At 68.5% G+C, this 15,634-nt stretch carries 15 protein-coding genes; 3 read left to right on the top strand and 12 right to left on the bottom strand.

The window, feature by feature from the left end:
• Window positions 1-101: 101 nt before the first annotated feature.
• The 7 genes from holA to bamE all read right to left on the bottom strand — a co-directional run bounded on the left by holA (window position 102) and on the right by bamE (window position 7,436).
• Window positions 102-1,196 (bottom strand): DNA polymerase III subunit delta, encoded by a 1,095-nt coding sequence (gene holA, locus KEC55_RS02970; protein ID WP_176050865.1) that lies wholly within the window; start codon window positions 1,194-1,196, stop codon window positions 102-104.
• An 18-nt stretch (window positions 1,197-1,214) separates the two neighbouring features.
• Complete coding sequence (lptE, locus tag KEC55_RS02965) at window positions 1,215-1,769, bottom strand: LPS assembly lipoprotein LptE (RefSeq protein ID WP_176050866.1); 555 nt, start codon at window positions 1,767-1,769, stop codon at window positions 1,215-1,217.
• Window positions 1,770-1,807: 38 nt separating this feature from the next.
• Window positions 1,808-4,402, bottom strand: coding sequence for a leucine--tRNA ligase (leuS, locus tag KEC55_RS02960; RefSeq protein WP_282506679.1), 2,595 nt, complete (start codon window positions 4,400-4,402; stop codon window positions 1,808-1,810).
• A 181-nt stretch (window positions 4,403-4,583) separates the two neighbouring features.
• A complete protein-coding gene (locus tag KEC55_RS02955) occupies window positions 4,584-5,042 on the bottom strand; it encodes an ExbD/TolR family protein (protein WP_282506678.1) in 459 nt (152 codons plus the stop codon).
• 24 nt (window positions 5,043-5,066) lie between these two features.
• A complete protein-coding gene (locus KEC55_RS02950) occupies window positions 5,067-5,735 on the bottom strand; it encodes a MotA/TolQ/ExbB proton channel family protein (protein ID WP_282506677.1) in 669 nt (222 codons plus the stop codon).
• A gap of 18 nt (window positions 5,736-5,753) precedes the next feature.
• Entirely contained in the window at window positions 5,754-6,551 is a 798-nt protein-coding gene (dapB, locus tag KEC55_RS02945) for a 4-hydroxy-tetrahydrodipicolinate reductase (protein ID WP_282506676.1), read from the bottom strand.
• A gap of 63 nt (window positions 6,552-6,614) precedes the next feature.
• On the bottom strand, window positions 6,615-7,436 hold the full coding sequence (gene bamE / locus KEC55_RS02940; protein WP_282506675.1) for an outer membrane protein assembly factor BamE: 822 nt from the start codon (window positions 7,434-7,436) through the stop codon (window positions 6,615-6,617).
• A gap of 141 nt (window positions 7,437-7,577) precedes the next feature.
• Here bamE and fur point away from each other — a divergent pair, with 141 nt between their 5' ends.
• A complete protein-coding gene (fur, locus tag KEC55_RS02935) occupies window positions 7,578-8,006 on the top strand; it encodes a ferric iron uptake transcriptional regulator (RefSeq protein WP_011350926.1) in 429 nt (142 codons plus the stop codon).
• 102 nt (window positions 8,007-8,108) lie between these two features.
• Here fur and KEC55_RS02930 read toward each other — a convergent pair whose 3' ends face one another.
• From KEC55_RS02930 to KEC55_RS02920, 3 genes are all read right to left on the bottom strand, one after another.
• Entirely contained in the window at window positions 8,109-8,642 is a 534-nt protein-coding gene (locus tag KEC55_RS02930) for an ureidoglycolate lyase (protein ID WP_282506674.1), read from the bottom strand.
• A gap of 14 nt (window positions 8,643-8,656) precedes the next feature.
• Window positions 8,657-9,664 carry an allantoicase gene (alc, locus tag KEC55_RS02925; protein WP_282506673.1) on the bottom strand — a complete coding sequence of 336 codons (1,008 nt, stop codon included), beginning with the start codon at window positions 9,662-9,664 and terminating at the stop codon, window positions 8,657-8,659.
• Between the two features lie 103 nt (window positions 9,665-9,767).
• Window positions 9,768-11,090: a C4-dicarboxylate transporter DctA gene (locus KEC55_RS02920; RefSeq protein ID WP_282506672.1), complete on the bottom strand. Its 1,323-nt coding sequence runs from the start codon at window positions 11,088-11,090 to the stop codon at window positions 9,768-9,770.
• Window positions 11,091-11,303: 213 nt separating this feature from the next.
• Here KEC55_RS02920 and KEC55_RS02915 point away from each other — a divergent pair, with 213 nt between their 5' ends.
• The gene (locus tag KEC55_RS02915) at window positions 11,304-12,026 is read left to right on the top strand and encodes a FadR/GntR family transcriptional regulator (RefSeq protein ID WP_282506671.1); all 723 of its coding nucleotides are present in this window, start codon (window positions 11,304-11,306) and stop codon (window positions 12,024-12,026) included.
• A 36-nt stretch (window positions 12,027-12,062) separates the two neighbouring features.
• Here the strand turns inward: KEC55_RS02915 and cynR are convergent, their stop codons facing one another.
• Window positions 12,063-12,953, bottom strand: coding sequence for a transcriptional regulator CynR (gene cynR, locus KEC55_RS02910; protein ID WP_282506670.1), 891 nt, complete (start codon window positions 12,951-12,953; stop codon window positions 12,063-12,065).
• A 310-nt stretch (window positions 12,954-13,263) separates the two neighbouring features.
• Here cynR and KEC55_RS02905 point away from each other — a divergent pair, with 310 nt between their 5' ends.
• Entirely contained in the window at window positions 13,264-14,463 is a 1,200-nt protein-coding gene (locus tag KEC55_RS02905; RefSeq protein WP_282506669.1) for an MFS transporter, read from the top strand.
• Window positions 14,464-14,568: 105 nt separating this feature from the next.
• On the opposite strand, the gene KEC55_RS02900 is transcribed toward KEC55_RS02905, so the two are convergent.
• Window positions 14,569-15,627, bottom strand: coding sequence for an L-idonate 5-dehydrogenase (locus tag KEC55_RS02900; protein WP_282506668.1), 1,059 nt, complete (start codon window positions 15,625-15,627; stop codon window positions 14,569-14,571).
• Between the last annotated feature and the right edge of the window lie 7 nt (window positions 15,628-15,634).

Raw genomic sequence — 15,634 nt, 5'->3', positions numbered from 1 at the left:
TGAATTCGTGGGGGAAGCGTGGGCGGCGGACGAAGCGCCGCGCCAGCGATCGAAATATTGTAAGCGGGTTGCGCAGCGCGCGCTGAAGACCCGGACGGGACTTAGCGTCGCACGCGACCCGCGGTCGGCGGTCGCTCGCCGCGCGCCCCCGCGACCGTCATCGCGAGCTGAAACAGCCCGTCCCACGGATCGGGCGGCGGTTCGTCCTGCGTGCGGCGGCCCGGCACGACGGCCGTGAGCCCCTTGACCTGCCGGTCGAGCTTCGCGGCGAACGCGAGCGCCTTCTCGAGCACGCCTTCCGACACGCGGTTCAACGCAGGGCCGATCAGCCGCTCGCGCGGCCCCCATACGCGGTTCTCGCGCAGCAGCGTCGCCAGCGGCTTGCCGGCCGTCGCCCCGCGCTTGATCCGCAGCAGCGTGCGCAATTCCTCGACGACGGCCCACATCACGAGCACGATCGCCTCGCCCTCGCCCTTCAGCCCGTCGATCATCCGTGCGAGCCGCGCGGCATCGCCGGCGAGCATCGCCTCGTTCAGCTTGAAGACGTCATAGCGCGCGACGTTCAGCACCGCGTCGTGCACCTGCTCGAACGACAGCGCGCCTTGCGGATACAACAGCCCGAGCTTCTGGATTTCCTGGTGTGCGGCGAGCAGGTTGCCCTCGACGCGCTCCGCGATGAACTGCAGTGCGCGCCGCCCGTCGTCGCCGGGCGCCGCACGCTGGCCCTGCATCGCGAGACGCTGGCCGATCCAGTTCGGCAGTTGCGCGCGGTCGACCGGATCGATCTTCAGCGCGACGCCGCCGTTCTGCAGCGCGGTAAACCACGCGGATTTCTGCGTGGCCGCATCGAGGCGCGGCAACGTGACGAGCATCAGCGCGTCGGGATTGGGCGTGGCCGCGAGCGTCTTCAGCGCATCGGCGCCTTCCTTGCCGGGCTTGCCCGACGGAATGCGCAGCTCGATCAGCTGGCGCTCGCCGAACAACGACATCGCCTGGGTCGCGCCGAGCAGCACGCTCCAGTCGAAGCCGCGCTCGACCGTATGCACCGAACGCTCGGTGAAGCCGGCCGCGCGCGCGGCCGCACGAATGCGGTCGCACGCTTCCTGCGCGAGCAGCGGCTCGTCGCCGTAGACGGTATAGAGCCCGGCCAACCCCTTCGCGAGGTGCGGCTCCAGCGCATCAAGTCGCAATTGCATCGCTACGTGCGCCGTCGATCAGAGCGGAGGCGGCGGCAGCGGCGCACGCGGCGCCACGCCCGGCACCACGTCCTCCGGCGCCGGCGTCAGCGAGTGGACGATCGCGAGACGCCGCATCAGCTGGTCGACCGCGTCGTTCTGCATGTCGCCGTACAGGATGTCGGCTTCCTGCGCCTTCGCGTTCGTGTACTGGTCGCTGTACGTCATCGCGCGGTTCAGCGCGATCGCGCTCGGCGGGATCAGCACGGTGCCGTCCTTGCTCGTCAGCGTGTAGTTCAGCGTATAGAACAGTGCATATTCCTGCGCCGAGCCGTACTTGTTGAGCGTCAGCGTGTTCTGGCCACGCGACTCCCACATGCGCAGCACGGCGTCGGCGTCGTCCGCCGACTTGACGATCTTCGTGTCGCTGCCGGCCTCGACGAGGCGCACGAGGCGCGCCTCGACGGGCGCCGGCGCGCCGGCCACCAGCAGGTGCTTGAACGCGTAGTCCTGCTGGCCGCGCAACTGGAAGCCGCATGCCGACAGCGCGACCGCGCTGCCGACGACGAGCATCAAAAACGATCTGCGGATCACCTTCGCTCCTTCTGGGTACGTCCGACGGCCGGCGGCCGTCAGACGACGATGTTCACGAGGCGGCCCGGCACGACGACGATCTTCTTCGCCGGCTTGCCGTCGCTGAACTTCGCGAATGCTTCGTCGGCCACCGCCGCGGCTTCGATCGCCTCGCGGCTCGCATCCTTCGCAACCTTCAGCGCGCCGCGCACCTTGCCGTTCACCTGCAGCACGAGTTCGATCTCGGCCTGCTCGAGCGCAGCCTCGTCGACCTTCGGCCACGGCGCATCGAGCAGCGTGCCGAATTCGTCCGTATAACCGAGCGTCTTCCACAGCTCGAACGTGACGTGCGGCACGACCGGGTACAGCACGCGCAGCAGCACGCCGTACGTCTCGCGCAGCACGCCCGGCGTCGCGCCCTTCGCACCGTCGATCGCGTTCAGCATCTTCATCGCGGCCGACACGACCGTGTTGTACTGCAGGCGCTGGTAGTCGAAATCGGCCTGCTTCAGCACGCTGTAGATCTCGCGGCGCAGCGCCTTGTCGGCTTCGCCGAGCGCGGCCGCGTCGAAGCCCGCGCGCGCGGCGAGCGCTTCGCGGTTCGTCGCGCCGAAGCTCCACACGCGACGCAGGAAGCGGCTCGCGCCCTCGACGCCCGCACCCGACCACTCGAGCTGCTGCTCGGGCGGCGCCGCGAACATCGTGAACAGGCGCGCGGTATCGGCACCGTACTGGTCGATCAGCAGCTGCGGATCGACGCCGTTGTTCTTCGACTTCGACATTTTCTCGATGCCGCCGAGCACGACCGGCTGGCCGTCCGTGTTCAGCGTCGCGCCGATCGGGCGGCCCTTGTCGTCGTGCGTGACCGTCACGTCGAGCGGGTTGTACCACGTCTTCTTGCCGGAAGCGTCTTCACGGTAGAACGTCTCGTTCAGCACCATGCCCTGCGTGAGCAGGTTCTTCGCCGGCTCGCCGAACTTCACGAGGCCGAGGTCGCGCATCACCTTGGTCCAGAAGCGCGAATACAGCAGGTGCAGGATCGCGTGCTCGATGCCACCGATGTATTGGTCCATCGGCATCCAGTAATCGGTGCGCGCGTCGACCATGGTCTCGGCGTCCGGCGCCGTGTAGCGCGAGAAGTACCACGACGAATCGACGAACGTGTCCATCGTGTCGGTTTCACGCTTCGCGGCCGCGCCGCACTTCGGGCACGAACAGTTCAGGAACGCTTCCGACTTCGCGAGCGGGTTGCCCGAGCCGTCCGGCACGAGGTCTTCCGGCAGCACGACCGGCAGGTCCTGCTCGGGCACCGGCACATCGCCGCACGACGGGCAGTGGATGATCGGGATCGGCGTGCCCCAGTAGCGCTGGCGCGATACGCCCCAGTCGCGCAGGCGCCACGTGACCTGCTTGTCGCCGAAGCCGCCGGCGTTCAGGTCGGCCGCAACCGCGTCGACCGCTTCCACATAGCGCAGGCCGTCGTACTTGCCGCTGTTCACGCAGACCGCGGTTTCCTTGTCGCCGTACCACTCCTGCCATGCGTCGAGCGAGTACGCCTGGCCTTCGGCCGAGATCACCTGCTTGATCGGCAGGTCGTACTTCTTCGCGAACGCGAAATCGCGCTCGTCGTGGCCCGGCACGCCCATCACCGCGCCTTCGCCGTAGCTCATCAGCACGTAGTTGCCGATCCACACCTCGACCGGCTCGCCGGTCAGCGGGTGCTTGACCGAGAAGCCCGTCGCGACGCCCTTCTTCTCCATCGTCGCGACGTCGGCCTCGGCGACGCCGCCGCGCTTGCATTCGTCGATGAACGCCAGCAGCTCGGGCTTGTCCTGCGCCAGACGCGTGGCGAGCGGGTGCTCGGCCGCGATCGCGCAGAACGTGACGCCCATGATCGTGTCGGCACGCGTCGTGAACACGCGCAGCAGCTTCTTCTCGCCGTCGAGTTCGTACGGGAAGCCGAAGTTCACGCCGAAGCTCTTGCCGATCCAGTTCTGCTGCATGATCTTCACGCGCTCGGGCCAGCCGAGGCCGTCGAGGTCGTTCAGCAGCTCATCCGCGTACTGCGTGATGCGCAGGTAGTACATCGGGATCTCGCGCTTCTCGACGAGCGCGCCCGAGCGCCAGCCGCGGCCGTCGATCACCTGCTCGTTCGCGAGGACGGTCTGGTCGACCGGATCCCAGTTCACGGTGCCCGTCTTCTTGTACGCGATGCCCTTCTCGAGCATCTTCAGGAACAGCCACTGGTTCCACTTGTAGTAGTCGGGCTTGCACGTCGCGATCTCGCGCGACCAGTCGATCGCGAGGCCCATCGACTGCATCTGGCCCTTCATGTAGTCGATGTTGTCGTAGGTCCACTTCGCGGGCGGCACGCCGTTCGCCATCGCGGCGTTTTCGGCCGGCATCCCGAACGCGTCCCAGCCCATCGGCATCAGCGTGTTGTAGCCGTTCATCCGCAGATAGCGGTACATCACGTCGTTGATCGTGTAGTTCCGCACGTGACCCATGTGCAGCTTGCCGGACGGGTACGGCAGCATCGACACGCAGTAGAACTTCGGCTTCTGCGAATCTTCCTGCGTCTTGTAGGCATCGGCTGCGCGCCAGTCGCCCTGGGCGGCGGCTTCGACGTCGGCGGGTACGTATCTTTCGTGCATGGTGTGGTTCGGACTAGGCTTTAAGCGGCGCGACGGCTCGCGCGCAGAAGTGGATCGAAAGGCGTGCTTGCCCGGCGCAGGAACAGGCTGGCTGTTGCCGGACCGGGAAAAACGTCGATTATACCGCCCGCGCCGGCCCGCACGGCCGGTCTCGCGGGCCGGCGCCCGCAACAACGGCGTGTCAGGGTTTCGCCGCGGCCGCGGCCGGCGCGACGGCGCCCGCCTGCGGCGGCATGTCGGTCACGAAGCCGATGCGCGTGAGGCCCGCGGCCTGCGCGGCGCCCATCACCTGCGCGATCACGTCGTAGCGCGTCGCGCGCGAGGCGCGCAGCCGCAGTTCGGGCGGCGCGCCACCCTCGGCGGCGGCCCGGAAGCGCGCGGGCAGCGCATCGAGCGCGACGGGCGCGTCGTCCCAGTACAGCTTGCCGGCGTCGTCGATCGACAGCGTGACCGATTGCGGCGTGTCGCGCGCGACGCTTGCCGCGACCTTCGGCAGGTCGAGCCGGATCGCGTGCGTCATCAGCGGCGCGGTAATGATGAAGATGACGAGCAGCACGAGCATCACGTCGATCAGCGGCGTCATGTTGATCTCCGCCATCGGCGCGGACGTCTTGTGGTGCTCGAGCCCGCCGAATGCCATGGTCGTTCCTCCCGGGCCGGCGCGTCAGGCGCCCTCTGCGCACACGAACACGTGCAGGTCGCGCGCGAAACCGTCGAGTTCCTCGGCGAGCTGCCGGACGAGCCGCCCGAGGATGTTGTAGGCCAGCACCGCGGGAATCGCGACGACGAGCCCGAACGCGGTCATGATCAGCGCCTCGCCGACCGGCCCCGCGACGTTCTCGATCTGCGCCTGCCCGCTCGCGGCGATGCTGCCGAGCGCGTGGTAGATGCCCCAGACGGTGCCGAGCAACCCGACGAACGGCGCGGTGCTGCCGATCGACGCGAGCAGCACCTGGCCGAATTCGAGACGCCGCTGCGAGCGCAGCATCGCATGGCGCAATGCGCGCAGCACGCGTTCGCTGCGCTCGACGCGCGCCGCCAGCGCGGTCGGGTCGTGGTCGTCGGCCGCGTCGCGCGCGGCTTCGGCGAGCGGCACGAACACGCGCTCGCGATCGGCGCCGGCGAGCGCGGTTATGCCCGCGTCGAGCGACGATGCGCGCCAGAACGCGGCGAGCGCGCGCGGCCCCTGCCGCTTCGCGCGGACCAGGAGCCAGGCTTTCATGAAAAGGAAGCACCAGCTGGCGACGGACATCGCCAGCAGCACATAGGCGACCGCATGCGTGATCGCATCGCCGCTTTCGAGGTAGTGGACAACGCCGGTGGGTATCGCCATCGGAGTTTCCCCGTGGGGTCAGCGCAGGCCGAGCACGTCCTGCATGTCGAACAGGCCGGCGTCGCGCGCCGACAGGAAGCGGACCGCGCGCAACGCGCCCTGCGCGTACGACACGCGGCTGGACGACTTGTGCGTGATCTCGATGCGCTCGCCGATCCCGGCGAACAGCACGGTGTGATCGCCGACGATGTCGCCGCCGCGCACGGCCGCGAAGCCGATCGACGACGGGTCGCGCTCGCCCGTCACGCCGTGGCGGCCATACACGGCGCACTCGTCGAGCGAGCGGCCGAGCGCGCCGGCGACGGCTTCGCCCATCATCAGCGCGGTGCCCGACGGCGCATCGACCTTGTGGCGGTGGTGCGCCTCGATGATCTCGATGTCATAGCCGTGCGAGAAATGCTTCGCCGCGAATTCGAGCAGCTTCAGCGTGACGTTCACGCCGACGCTCATGTTCGCCGCGAACACGATGCCGATCCTGGCCGCAGCGGCCTGCAGCTCGGCTTTCTGCTCGGCGGTGAAGCCGGTCGTGCCGATCACGAGCTTCACGTCGTGGCGCAGCGCGGCCGCGATGTGGGCCATCGTGCCTTCCGGACGCGTGAAATCGATCAGGTAGTCGGCCTGCGCGAACACGGCGTCGAGGTCGTCGGTCAGCTTGATCCCGGTTTCCTTGCCGAGGAACGCACCGGCGTCCTGGCCGAGGAACGGCGAATCGGCGCGATCGAGCGCGCCGACGAGCTGCGCGTCGGTATCGTTGAGAACGGCTTCGATCAGCATCCGGCCCATTCGGCCCGATGCGCCGGCAATCGCAATCTTCATGGCTTTCTACACGACAGGTCTAAAGGCGGGCGGCGCGAGCCGCCCTGGTTCCGCAAGCCGGGCTTACTGCGCCGGCGCGGTGAGCGGCTGGTTCTGCAGGTTGTCGGAGCCTTGCGGGCCGACCGGCGGCGACGCCTCGTTCGACACGTTCGGCTGCGGCGGACGATGGAACTGGAACTGCGGCTGGATCGCCGGCGCGGCGCCCGGCGGCTGGCCGCCCGGTACCGGCGCGCCGCCCGAAGCCTGCGCGGACGGCGTGAAGCGGCGTGCGGCCGAACCCTGCCCCGACACCTGGTTGGTCGCGCGGTTCGCCGCGCGGGCAGCCTGTGCGTTCGCATCCTGGTCGACCGCTGCGCCGGAGGCCGGCGCGACGGACGGGCTGGCGACGACATCCGGCACCGGCGTGCTCGCCGCCGCCTGCGCCTGCGCGGCGCTCGCCGCGGCGGCTTCCGAAGCCTTCTTCGCCGCTGCGGCCGCCTTCGCCTTCTTGCCGCCGCGGTCGCCGTCGATGTCGGCCAGCAGGTCGAGCTCGGACGGCAGGTTGTCGGCGCCCGTCCAGCCCGCGAGGCGATCGCCCGCGAAGGTCACGACGAGATCGCGCTGCTGGACGATCGACGTCGAGCCGCGCTTGAAGTAGAAGAGGTAATCCCAGCGGTCGGCATGGAACATGTCCGCCAGCAGCGGTGTGCCGAGCAATGCCCGGACTTGCTCGCGCGTCATGCCGACCTGCAGTTGCGCGGCTTTCTCCTGCGATACGAAGTTGCCCTGCACGACGGTGATCCGATAGGGCGTGATGCTCTGCGCAATGCGCTGCGTCACGCTGTCGTACGACGAACAACCCGCCAGCGCGACGATGGCGGCGGCAGCGATGATGGCACTCCGCATGCGACTCCTCTGAAAGTGCGAAAGCGATTCTGGGATCATTTCCTTCACCGTGCTGGCCCGCGTACAGGCCGCGCGTGTTTCTGGAACGGCGAAAAGCCGGTAACATTGAAGCCCTGCATTGTACTCTAGGGATGCCTAGCCATGACCAATCCGACGGATCTCAAGAATATCGGGCTAAAGGCCACCCTACCGCGCCTCAAGATTCTCGAGATCTTCCAGCAGAGCCCGGTGCGCCACCTGACGGCCGAAGACGTCTACCGGAACCTGCTCAACGAGCAGCTCGACATCGGGCTCGCCACCGTCTACCGCGTCCTCACGCAGTTCGAGCAGGCCGGCCTGCTCACGCGCAGCAACTTCGAATCCGGCAAGGCCGTGTTCGAGCTGAACGAAGGCTCGCACCACGACCACCTCGTGTGCCTCGATTGCGGCCGCGTCGAGGAATTCTTCGATGCCGAAATCGAAGGCCGCCAGCAGGCGATCGCGAAGGAGCGCGGCTTCCGCCTCCAGGAGCACTCGCTCGCGATGTACGGTTCGTGCACGACCGAAAACTGCCCGCACCGCAAGCACTGATCGCCGATTCGCGCGTCTCGCACGCAGCACGGCCCGGCCGGCATCTCGCCGCCCGGGCCGTTTTTCTTTTCGGGTCGTGTTGCGCGCGCGGGGCCGGAACGCTTACGAATGCCCTTCGACGCTCGCCAGGGCCGGCTCGAATTCCAGCGCCCAGGCGACATCGAGCGGGATCTCGTCGCAGTTCGGCTGCGGGCCGCCGCGATCGACGATCACGAAATCGCTGACCGCGTCGAGTGCGAGCAGCGGGTGGTGCCAGACGCCCTTCGCATAGTTCACGCCCTGCCAGCCAACGGCGAGGAACGCGCGCATCGCCTCGGGCCGGAAGTCGCCGGCCGGCGCGACGACGATGACATAGCGCGACACGGCCGCGAGCGGGATGAATGCCTGGCTGCCGTGCGGATGGCGCTCCATCAGCGTGACCGCGACCGGCAGCGCGCGCGGCTGCGCGCGAAACACGCTGACGAGCGGCCGGCCGCCGTCCGCGCAGACGTCGATCGTCGCGAGATCGTGAAAGCGCTCGGTCGTGCCGCCGTTGATCGGGAAGTGCCGCGCGCCTTCGAGCGCGATCACGTCGCCAAACGGGGCGAACGCTTCGCGGGTCAGGCGCTCGACGCGCAGGATGCGGGATCCGGTCATGACGTTGCCCTCCTTCAGGCCGGCTCGCCCCACAGACGCAGGCGCGACACGCCGCCGTCCGGGAAGATGTTGAAACGCACGTGCGTGACGGGGCCGAGCGCCGCGAGTTGATCGAACGTGTGCACGTGATCCATCTGCAGCTTCTGTTCGCCGAGCAGTTCAGCCCAGAACATCGCCTGCGTGACGAGCGAATCGTCGGTGCCGCCCGTGACATGCGCGGCCTGCAGCGAGCAGCGGTCGGGGAAGTTGCCCTTGAAGAACGCCGTATCGACCTCGACGCGGCGAATGATGCCCGGCCGGGCGAGCGCGACGATCGCCCAGTCATTGCCGGGCTCGCGGCGGCGCCGCGTTTCCCAGCCGTCGCCCATGTTCGCGCCGCGCCCCGGCATCAGCATCTGCGATGCCGGCCCGAAGTGCTGGTTGTTCGCGGCCACCAGATAGCCGCCGTTCTCGATCGCCGCGAGATCGACGAGCTCGCCGGCCGGCACGTGGCGCCAGTCGCGCTGCGGCTGGCCATACACGCGCAGCCGCGCGAGCCCGCCGTCGGGATACAGGTTCACGCGCAGGTGCGTGACCGGCTGCGCGTCGTCGACGCTCACGTAGTGATGCGAATTGCCCTGCAACGTCGTCGCGGGGACGATCGTGCGCCACGCGGCGTCGTCGGGCGGCGTGTCGCCGTCGACCGCGCACGCCTCGATCGACGCGGCCGGCGGGAAGTTGCCGGTGAAGTGGCTCGTATCGAGGTCGACGCCGTAGATCACACCCGGCCGAGCGAGGCGGACCACGCAGAAGTCGTGGCCGGTCGTACGCTTGCGGCGCGTTTCCCAGCCGTCCATCCACTTGCCGTGGTCGTCGTACTTGCCGGGAATGAACACGGCCGGCTCGGGATTCAGCATGCGCTCCTTCGGCGCGAAGAATTCGTCGCTGGCAAAGAGCGCCTGCGCACCAAGGCGCGGGTCGGCGAGGTTCATGTAACGCCGCGTAAACGCCGGCGCGTTCGGATCGAGAATGGGGGCTGCCATGTCGTCTCCACTATCTTGTCAGGGGCCGGCGCATCGTCGGGCCGGCCGTGGGAAGTTCAATCGCGCGAAACGGTCGGGGAAGCCGCTTCGCGCGTGATCGCGCTCAGAGCGCGTGAGCCTGGTCGCCGGCAACCGGCGCCGTGCTGCCTGCCTCGTCGGCCGGCACATAACGCAGCTCGCGGTTCAGCACGCGTTTCGCACGGGCGCGGTCGATGTCGTTCTCCCACACCGCGACGACAACCGTCGCGACGCAGTTGCCGATCAGGTTGGTCAGCGCGCGGGCGATGCCGACGAACCAGTCGACCGGCAAGATCAGCACGAGGCCGAGCACCGGAATCGCGGGGATCGCCGACAGCGTCGCCGCGAGGATCACGATCGCCGAACCGGGGATGCCGTGCGCGCCCTTCGACGTGACGAGCGATACGAGCAACACGACGATCAGGTCATGCGTCGACAGCGGCGTGTTGGTGGCCTGCGCGATGAACAGCACCGCGAGCGTCAGGTAGATCGAGAAGCCGTCGAGGTTGAACGAATAGCCGGTCGGGATCACGAGACCGACCGTCGAATCCTTGATACCCATGTATTCGAGCTTGCTCATCACCTGCGGCAGCACCGCGTCCGACGACGCCGTGCCGAGCACGATCGACAGTTCCTCGCGCAGATAGCGGATCAGCTTGAACACCGAGAAGCCCGCGAGCCGCATCACCGTGCCGAGCACGACCGTGACGAACACGAAGCAGCTCAGGTAGAACACCGCGACGAGATAGCCGAGCTGCTTGAGCGATGCGACGCCGTACTTGCCGGTCGTGAACGCGATCGCGCCGAGCACGCCGAGCGGCGCGAGCTTGATGATGAAGCCGATGATCCGGAAGAACACGTGCGACAGTTCCTCGATCAGCGAGTTGACGCGCTGCGCCTTGTCGCCGAGCAGCGACAGCGCGGAGCCGAACAGCACCGCGAACACGAGGATCTGCAGGATGTCGCCCTTCGCGAACGCGTCGATCGCGGTCTCGGGGATGATCTTCATCAGGTAGCCGGCCGTGTCCTTCAGGCTTTCGGCGTTCTTCGCGTACGACGCGAGCGACGCCGCGTCGAGCGAGCGCAGGTCGATGTTCATCCCGACGCCCGGGCGCGTGAGCCACGCGAGCACGAGCCCGATGCCGAGCGCGAGCGTCGTCATCACCTCGAAGTAGACGACGGCCTTCAGGCCGACCCGGCCGACCTTCTTCAGATCGCCCGCATTGGCCATCCCGCTGACCACGACGCAAAACACGATCGGGCCGATGACCATCTTGATGAGCTTCAGGAAGCCGTCGCCGAGTGGCCGCAGCGACTCGGCGAAGTGCGGGAAGAACGCGCCCAGCGCGACCCCCAGGATCAATGCGACGACTACCCGGCCAAACAGCGAATTAAGGAATTTCGACACGGCGCTCTCCCGATCCAACGGTTGCAGTTTCGTCTGTTCATACTGGTAAGACCAGTGATGTTATGGTGGATAGTAGGAAGCCGATATAGTGGCGTCAAGGACGGACGAAATAGGGATTTCCCGCCCCCTGCGCGCCCGGTTCCGGTGCACTGAAAAGGGGCGGATCGTGGCTTTCCCGTAGGGCAGTCATGCACCGCCCGCGTGCGGATTACAATGCCGGTCAGACCGGCCAAAGTTCACATCATGAAAAACGTTCCGCATACCGTGACCGACGCCGCCATCGCGACGATCCGCGACCGGATCGAGGCAGGCGTTTATCCGGTCGGCAGCCTGCTGCCGGCCCAGCGCCAGCTCTCCGAGGAGCTGGAGATCAGCCGCGCGTCGCTGCGCGAGGCGCTGTCGACGCTCGAGGCACTCGGGATGCTGCGCATCCGTGCGGGCAAGGGTGTCTACGTCGAAAGCGCGCAGGCCTCGGCCGCGCATCCGTGGCAGTTCGCCGAGCAGTCGTCGCCGCCCGACACGTACCAGATGCGCTATGCGCTCGAAGGGTTTGCCGCGCGGATGGCCGCGCACGTCGTCAGCGACGCCGACATCGCGTGGTTCGAGGACAACCTCGCCGACCTGCACGTCGCGCTGACCGACAACGCGATCGACGAAGCGTCGCAGCTCGACTTCGACTTCCACATGCGGATCATTCATCTCGCCGGCAACGCGGCGATCGAGTCGGTGCTGCGCAGCAGCGCCGACATCATGAAGGAAAGCCAGCGCATGCCGTTCTACCGGCGCGAGCTGCTGCTGTCGACGTGGCACGAGCACCGCGCGATCCTCGACGCGCTGATCGCCCGCGATGCCGCCGCCGCGGGCACCGCGATCGAAACGCACATCGCGAACGCCGCGCAGCGCGCGGGCATCTTCTTCCCGACACCGGGCGCGTAACGCGCCTCCGGCGCCCAAGCCGCCCGGTCGTCCCGGTCACCCGCCCGACGGATCGCGATACGCGAGCGCGCGCTCGATGAACGCGCGCGCCGCGACGCTGCGATACGCGCCCTTGCGCGTGAGCAGCGCGGCCGTACGGGCCGGCAGCGGCGGATCGAGCTCCAGTGCGCACAGGTCGCCGCTCTCGCGCGCGATCGCGTCGGGCAGCACCGTCGCAAGCCGGCCGCACCGCACGAGCTCCAGCACCGCGCTGATCGTATTCGTCTCGATCGCGATCTTCGGCCGCGCGCCATGCTCGATGAAGTACCGGTCGATGCTCTCGCGCGTCGCGAACGCACGGCTCAGCAGCACCAGCGGCTCGCCGCCGAGCTCGGCCGGCGTCAGCGCGCGACGGCGCCGCGCGAGACGGTGCGTGCGGCCCGTCACGAGCGCGAGCGGCTCGTCCCACAGCGGCAGCGCGTCGATGTCCGGCGCGCGCGGCGGCATGAACGCGAAACCCGCGTCGAGCCGGTCGTCGGCGAGCAGCGCCTCGATGCGCTCCTGCGGCATCGCGTCGATCGTCAGCGCGACGTTCGGATAATCGGTATGGAAGCCGTCGATCAGCGAGCCGCTCAGGTAGGCCGCGAAGGTCGGCATCATCGCGAGCCGCAGCGACCCGCTGCCGAGATCGGCGACGTCGTGCAGCGCGCGCTGCCCCGTATCGAGCTCGTGCAGCGCGGCGCGCGCGTGACGCGCATAGACTTCGCCGAATTCGGTGAGCTGCACCGTGCGGCCCGAGCGGTCGAACAGCTGCACGCCGAGCGTTTCCTCGAGCTGGCGCACCTGCTGCGACAGCGTCGGCTGCGACACGTGCAGCGCGTCGGCCGCGCGCGTGAAGCTGCGCTGCTCGGCGACGGCCAGGAAATAGCGGATATGGCGGAGTAGCATCGCGGCCGATGTATTGGCAAAACCAATGGATGCCATAACGATCCAGTCTTGGACGCTATGGGACAATTTCCGCATCATACGCACATCCGCTCCTGTGCATCGCCTGTCACCGCACCGGAGCGGCACGCCCGGGCCCGCCCCGCCTCCGCCCGCCGCACGACGATCCGCCGCCCGCCCGACCGGGGCCCGGCCGCGATCCGCCCGGCGCGCATCGGTGCACCGCCGATCCGTTGACGCCGGCCCCGATTTCCGTCACCCCGCGCAGCCGACGGCCCCGTGCCGCCGGCCGGCGCCGCTGTTTTTCGCGACCATGGAACCGCATCAAGACAACCACCCTCCCCTGACCCGCGGCATGACGCTGCTGTTCGCCTGCGCGTGCGGCATCGTCATCGGCAACATCTACTACGCGCAGCCGCTGCTCGCCGCGATCGCGCACAGCTTCGGCCGCGCGCCGACCGAACTCGGCTATCTCGTCACGCTGACGCAGCTCGGCTATGCGGCGAGCCTGCTGCTGATCGTCCCGCTCGGCGACGCGGTCAACCGCCATACGCTGATCGTGCGGCTGCTGATGCTCAACGTCGTCGCGCTGGTCGCGGTCACGTTCAGCACGAATTTCACGATGTTCGTCGTCGCGAACGTCGCGGTCGGCTTCGTCACCTGCTCGACGCAGCTGCTCGTGCCGTTCGCGGCATCGCTCGCCGACGCGCGCTCGCGCGGCCGCGCGGTTGGCACCGTGATGAGCGGCCTGCTGCTCGGCATCCTGCTCGCGCGCGTCGCGGCCGGCGCGATCGCCGACGGGTTCGGCTGGCGTGCGGTGTACGGCGTCGCCGCGGTGATGGTGCTCGCGCTGACCGGCGTGCTCGCCGTGAAGCTGCCGAAGGATCGCCGCGACACACGCCTCGACTATGCGGCATTGATGAAGTCGCTCGTCGCGCTGGTGCGCGCGCAACCGCTGATCGCGCTGCGCTCGACCTATGGCGCGCTCGTGTTCGCGTGCTTCAGCCTGCTGTGGACGGGCCTCACGTTCCTGCTGAGCCAGCCGCCGTACAGCTATTCCGAAGGCCAGATCGGCCTGTTCGGCATCGTCGGCGCGGTGGGCGCGCTCGCGGCGACGTCGGCCGGCCGGCTGGTCGATCGCGGCCACGGCAATGCGGCGACGGGGCTGTTCGCGGCGGCCGTGCTCGCGTCGTTCGCGCTGATCGCGACCGGCGCGCACTCGCTCGCGGCGCTGATCGCGGGCATCCTGCTGCTCGACGTCGGCGTGCAGGGCATGCACATCTCGAACCAGAGCGTGATCTACGCGCTGGCCGGCAACGCGCGCAGCCGCGTGACGACCATCTACCTGACGAGCTACTTCATCGGCGGCGCGTTCGGGTCGTTCGCGGCGAGCCTCGCGTACGGCATCGACGGCTGGCGCGGCGTATGCATCGCCGGCGCAGCGCTGTCGGGCGTGCTGATCGCGCTGTGGCTCGCGTCGCAACGCGTCGGCACGCGGCAGGTCACGCAGTAATGCGGTAATCCGTCTGCGCGCCACGACGAAAAAAGGCACGTCGCGCAATTCGCGGGCGTGCCTTTTTTGACGACGTCGATTCCGTCGTGCGCTAGCGCCGGACCATCACGCGGCCGCGTCCGCGAAATCGATCAGCACCTTCATCGCGCGCTGCCGGTCGCCGGCCAGTTCGAACGCGAGGTTCGCGTCGCGCATCGGGAACACGCGCGTGACGGCCGGCCGCAGGTCGACACGCCCCGCGTTGATCAATTGCACCGCGAGCGCGAATTCCGCGTGAAAGCGGAACGATCCGCAGATCGACAGCTCCTTCGCGACCACGACGTTCTGCGGCAGGCTGACATCGCCGCCGAGCCCGAGTTGCACGACGACGCCGCGCGGACGCATCACGTCGAGCCCGTCGCGCAGTGCGCGCGCATTGCCCGAACACTCGATCATCACGTCGAACGTGCCCTTGTCGGCGGCGTAACGCTCGACCCAGCCTGCATCGGCCGCCGCGTTGATCGTGCGGTCGGCGCCGAGCGCGCTCGCCACTTCCAGCGGCGCCTCGACGACGTCGGTCGCGACGATCTCCGCCGCGCCGTGCACGCGCGCCGCCGCGACGGCCAGCACGCCGATCGGCCCGCAGCCCGACACGAGCACGCGCTTGCCGATCAGCGGGCCCGCGCGCGACACCGCATGCAGCCCGACCGCGAACGGCTCGGCGAGCGCCGCGAGCGACAGCGGCACGTGATCGGCCACCGGCACGCACTGCACCGCGTCGCACACGAGCGCATTGCGGAACGCGCCCTGCACGTGCGGCATCCGCATCGCGCTGCCGTAGAAGCGCATGTCGAGACACTGGTTCGGCAGCCCTTCGAGGCAGTAGCGGCACGCACCGCACGGGCGGCTCGGATTGACCGCGACACGATCGCCGACCTTCACCGACGTCACGTCCGGCGCGACTTCCGCGACCGTGCCGGCCACCTCGTGGCCGAGCACCATCGGCTGCTGCAGCCGGATCGCACCGAAGCCGCCGTGCCGGAAGTAATGGAGATCGGAGCCGCAGATGCCGCCCATCGCGACATCGACGCGCACCTGGCCCGGGCCGATCTCGCCCGCGTCCTGCTCTTCCACCCGCAGGTCGTTCGGCCCGTGGATCACGACACACATGCAACGCATACGCATGACAGCC

This window comes from Burkholderia cepacia, from assembly GCF_029962485.1.
Taxonomy (GTDB): Bacteria; Pseudomonadota; Gammaproteobacteria; order Burkholderiales; family Burkholderiaceae; genus Burkholderia.
This window is presented reverse-complemented; position numbering and strand designations above follow the sequence as displayed.

Excerpts from the sequence above, each read along its gene's own strand:
- holA (WP_176050865.1), bottom strand. The coding sequence starts at position 1,196 with ATGCAATTGCGACTTGATGCGCTGGAGCCGCACCTCGCGAAGGGGTTG.
- leuS (WP_282506679.1), bottom strand. The coding sequence starts at position 4,402 with ATGCACGAAAGATACGTACCCGCCGACGTCGAAGCCGCCGCCCAGGGC.
- KEC55_RS02955 (WP_282506678.1), bottom strand. The coding sequence starts at position 5,042 with ATGGCATTCGGCGGGCTCGAGCACCACAAGACGTCCGCGCCGATGGCG.
- KEC55_RS02950 (WP_282506677.1), bottom strand. The coding sequence starts at position 5,735 with ATGGCGATACCCACCGGCGTTGTCCACTACCTCGAAAGCGGCGATGCG.
- dapB (WP_282506676.1), bottom strand. The coding sequence starts at position 6,551 with ATGAAGATTGCGATTGCCGGCGCATCGGGCCGAATGGGCCGGATGCTG.
- bamE (WP_282506675.1), bottom strand. The coding sequence starts at position 7,436 with ATGCGGAGTGCCATCATCGCTGCCGCCGCCATCGTCGCGCTGGCGGGT.
- fur (WP_011350926.1), top strand. The coding sequence starts at position 7,578 with ATGACCAATCCGACGGATCTCAAGAATATCGGGCTAAAGGCCACCCTA.
- KEC55_RS02930 (WP_282506674.1), bottom strand. The coding sequence starts at position 8,642 with ATGACCGGATCCCGCATCCTGCGCGTCGAGCGCCTGACCCGCGAAGCG.
- alc (WP_282506673.1), bottom strand. The coding sequence starts at position 9,664 with ATGGCAGCCCCCATTCTCGATCCGAACGCGCCGGCGTTTACGCGGCGT.
- KEC55_RS02915 (WP_282506671.1), top strand. The coding sequence starts at position 11,304 with ATGCCGGTCAGACCGGCCAAAGTTCACATCATGAAAAACGTTCCGCAT.
- cynR (WP_282506670.1), bottom strand. The coding sequence starts at position 12,953 with ATGCTACTCCGCCATATCCGCTATTTCCTGGCCGTCGCCGAGCAGCGC.
- KEC55_RS02905 (WP_282506669.1), top strand. The coding sequence starts at position 13,264 with ATGGAACCGCATCAAGACAACCACCCTCCCCTGACCCGCGGCATGACG.
- KEC55_RS02900 (WP_282506668.1), bottom strand. The coding sequence starts at position 15,627 with ATGCGTATGCGTTGCATGTGTGTCGTGATCCACGGGCCGAACGACCTG.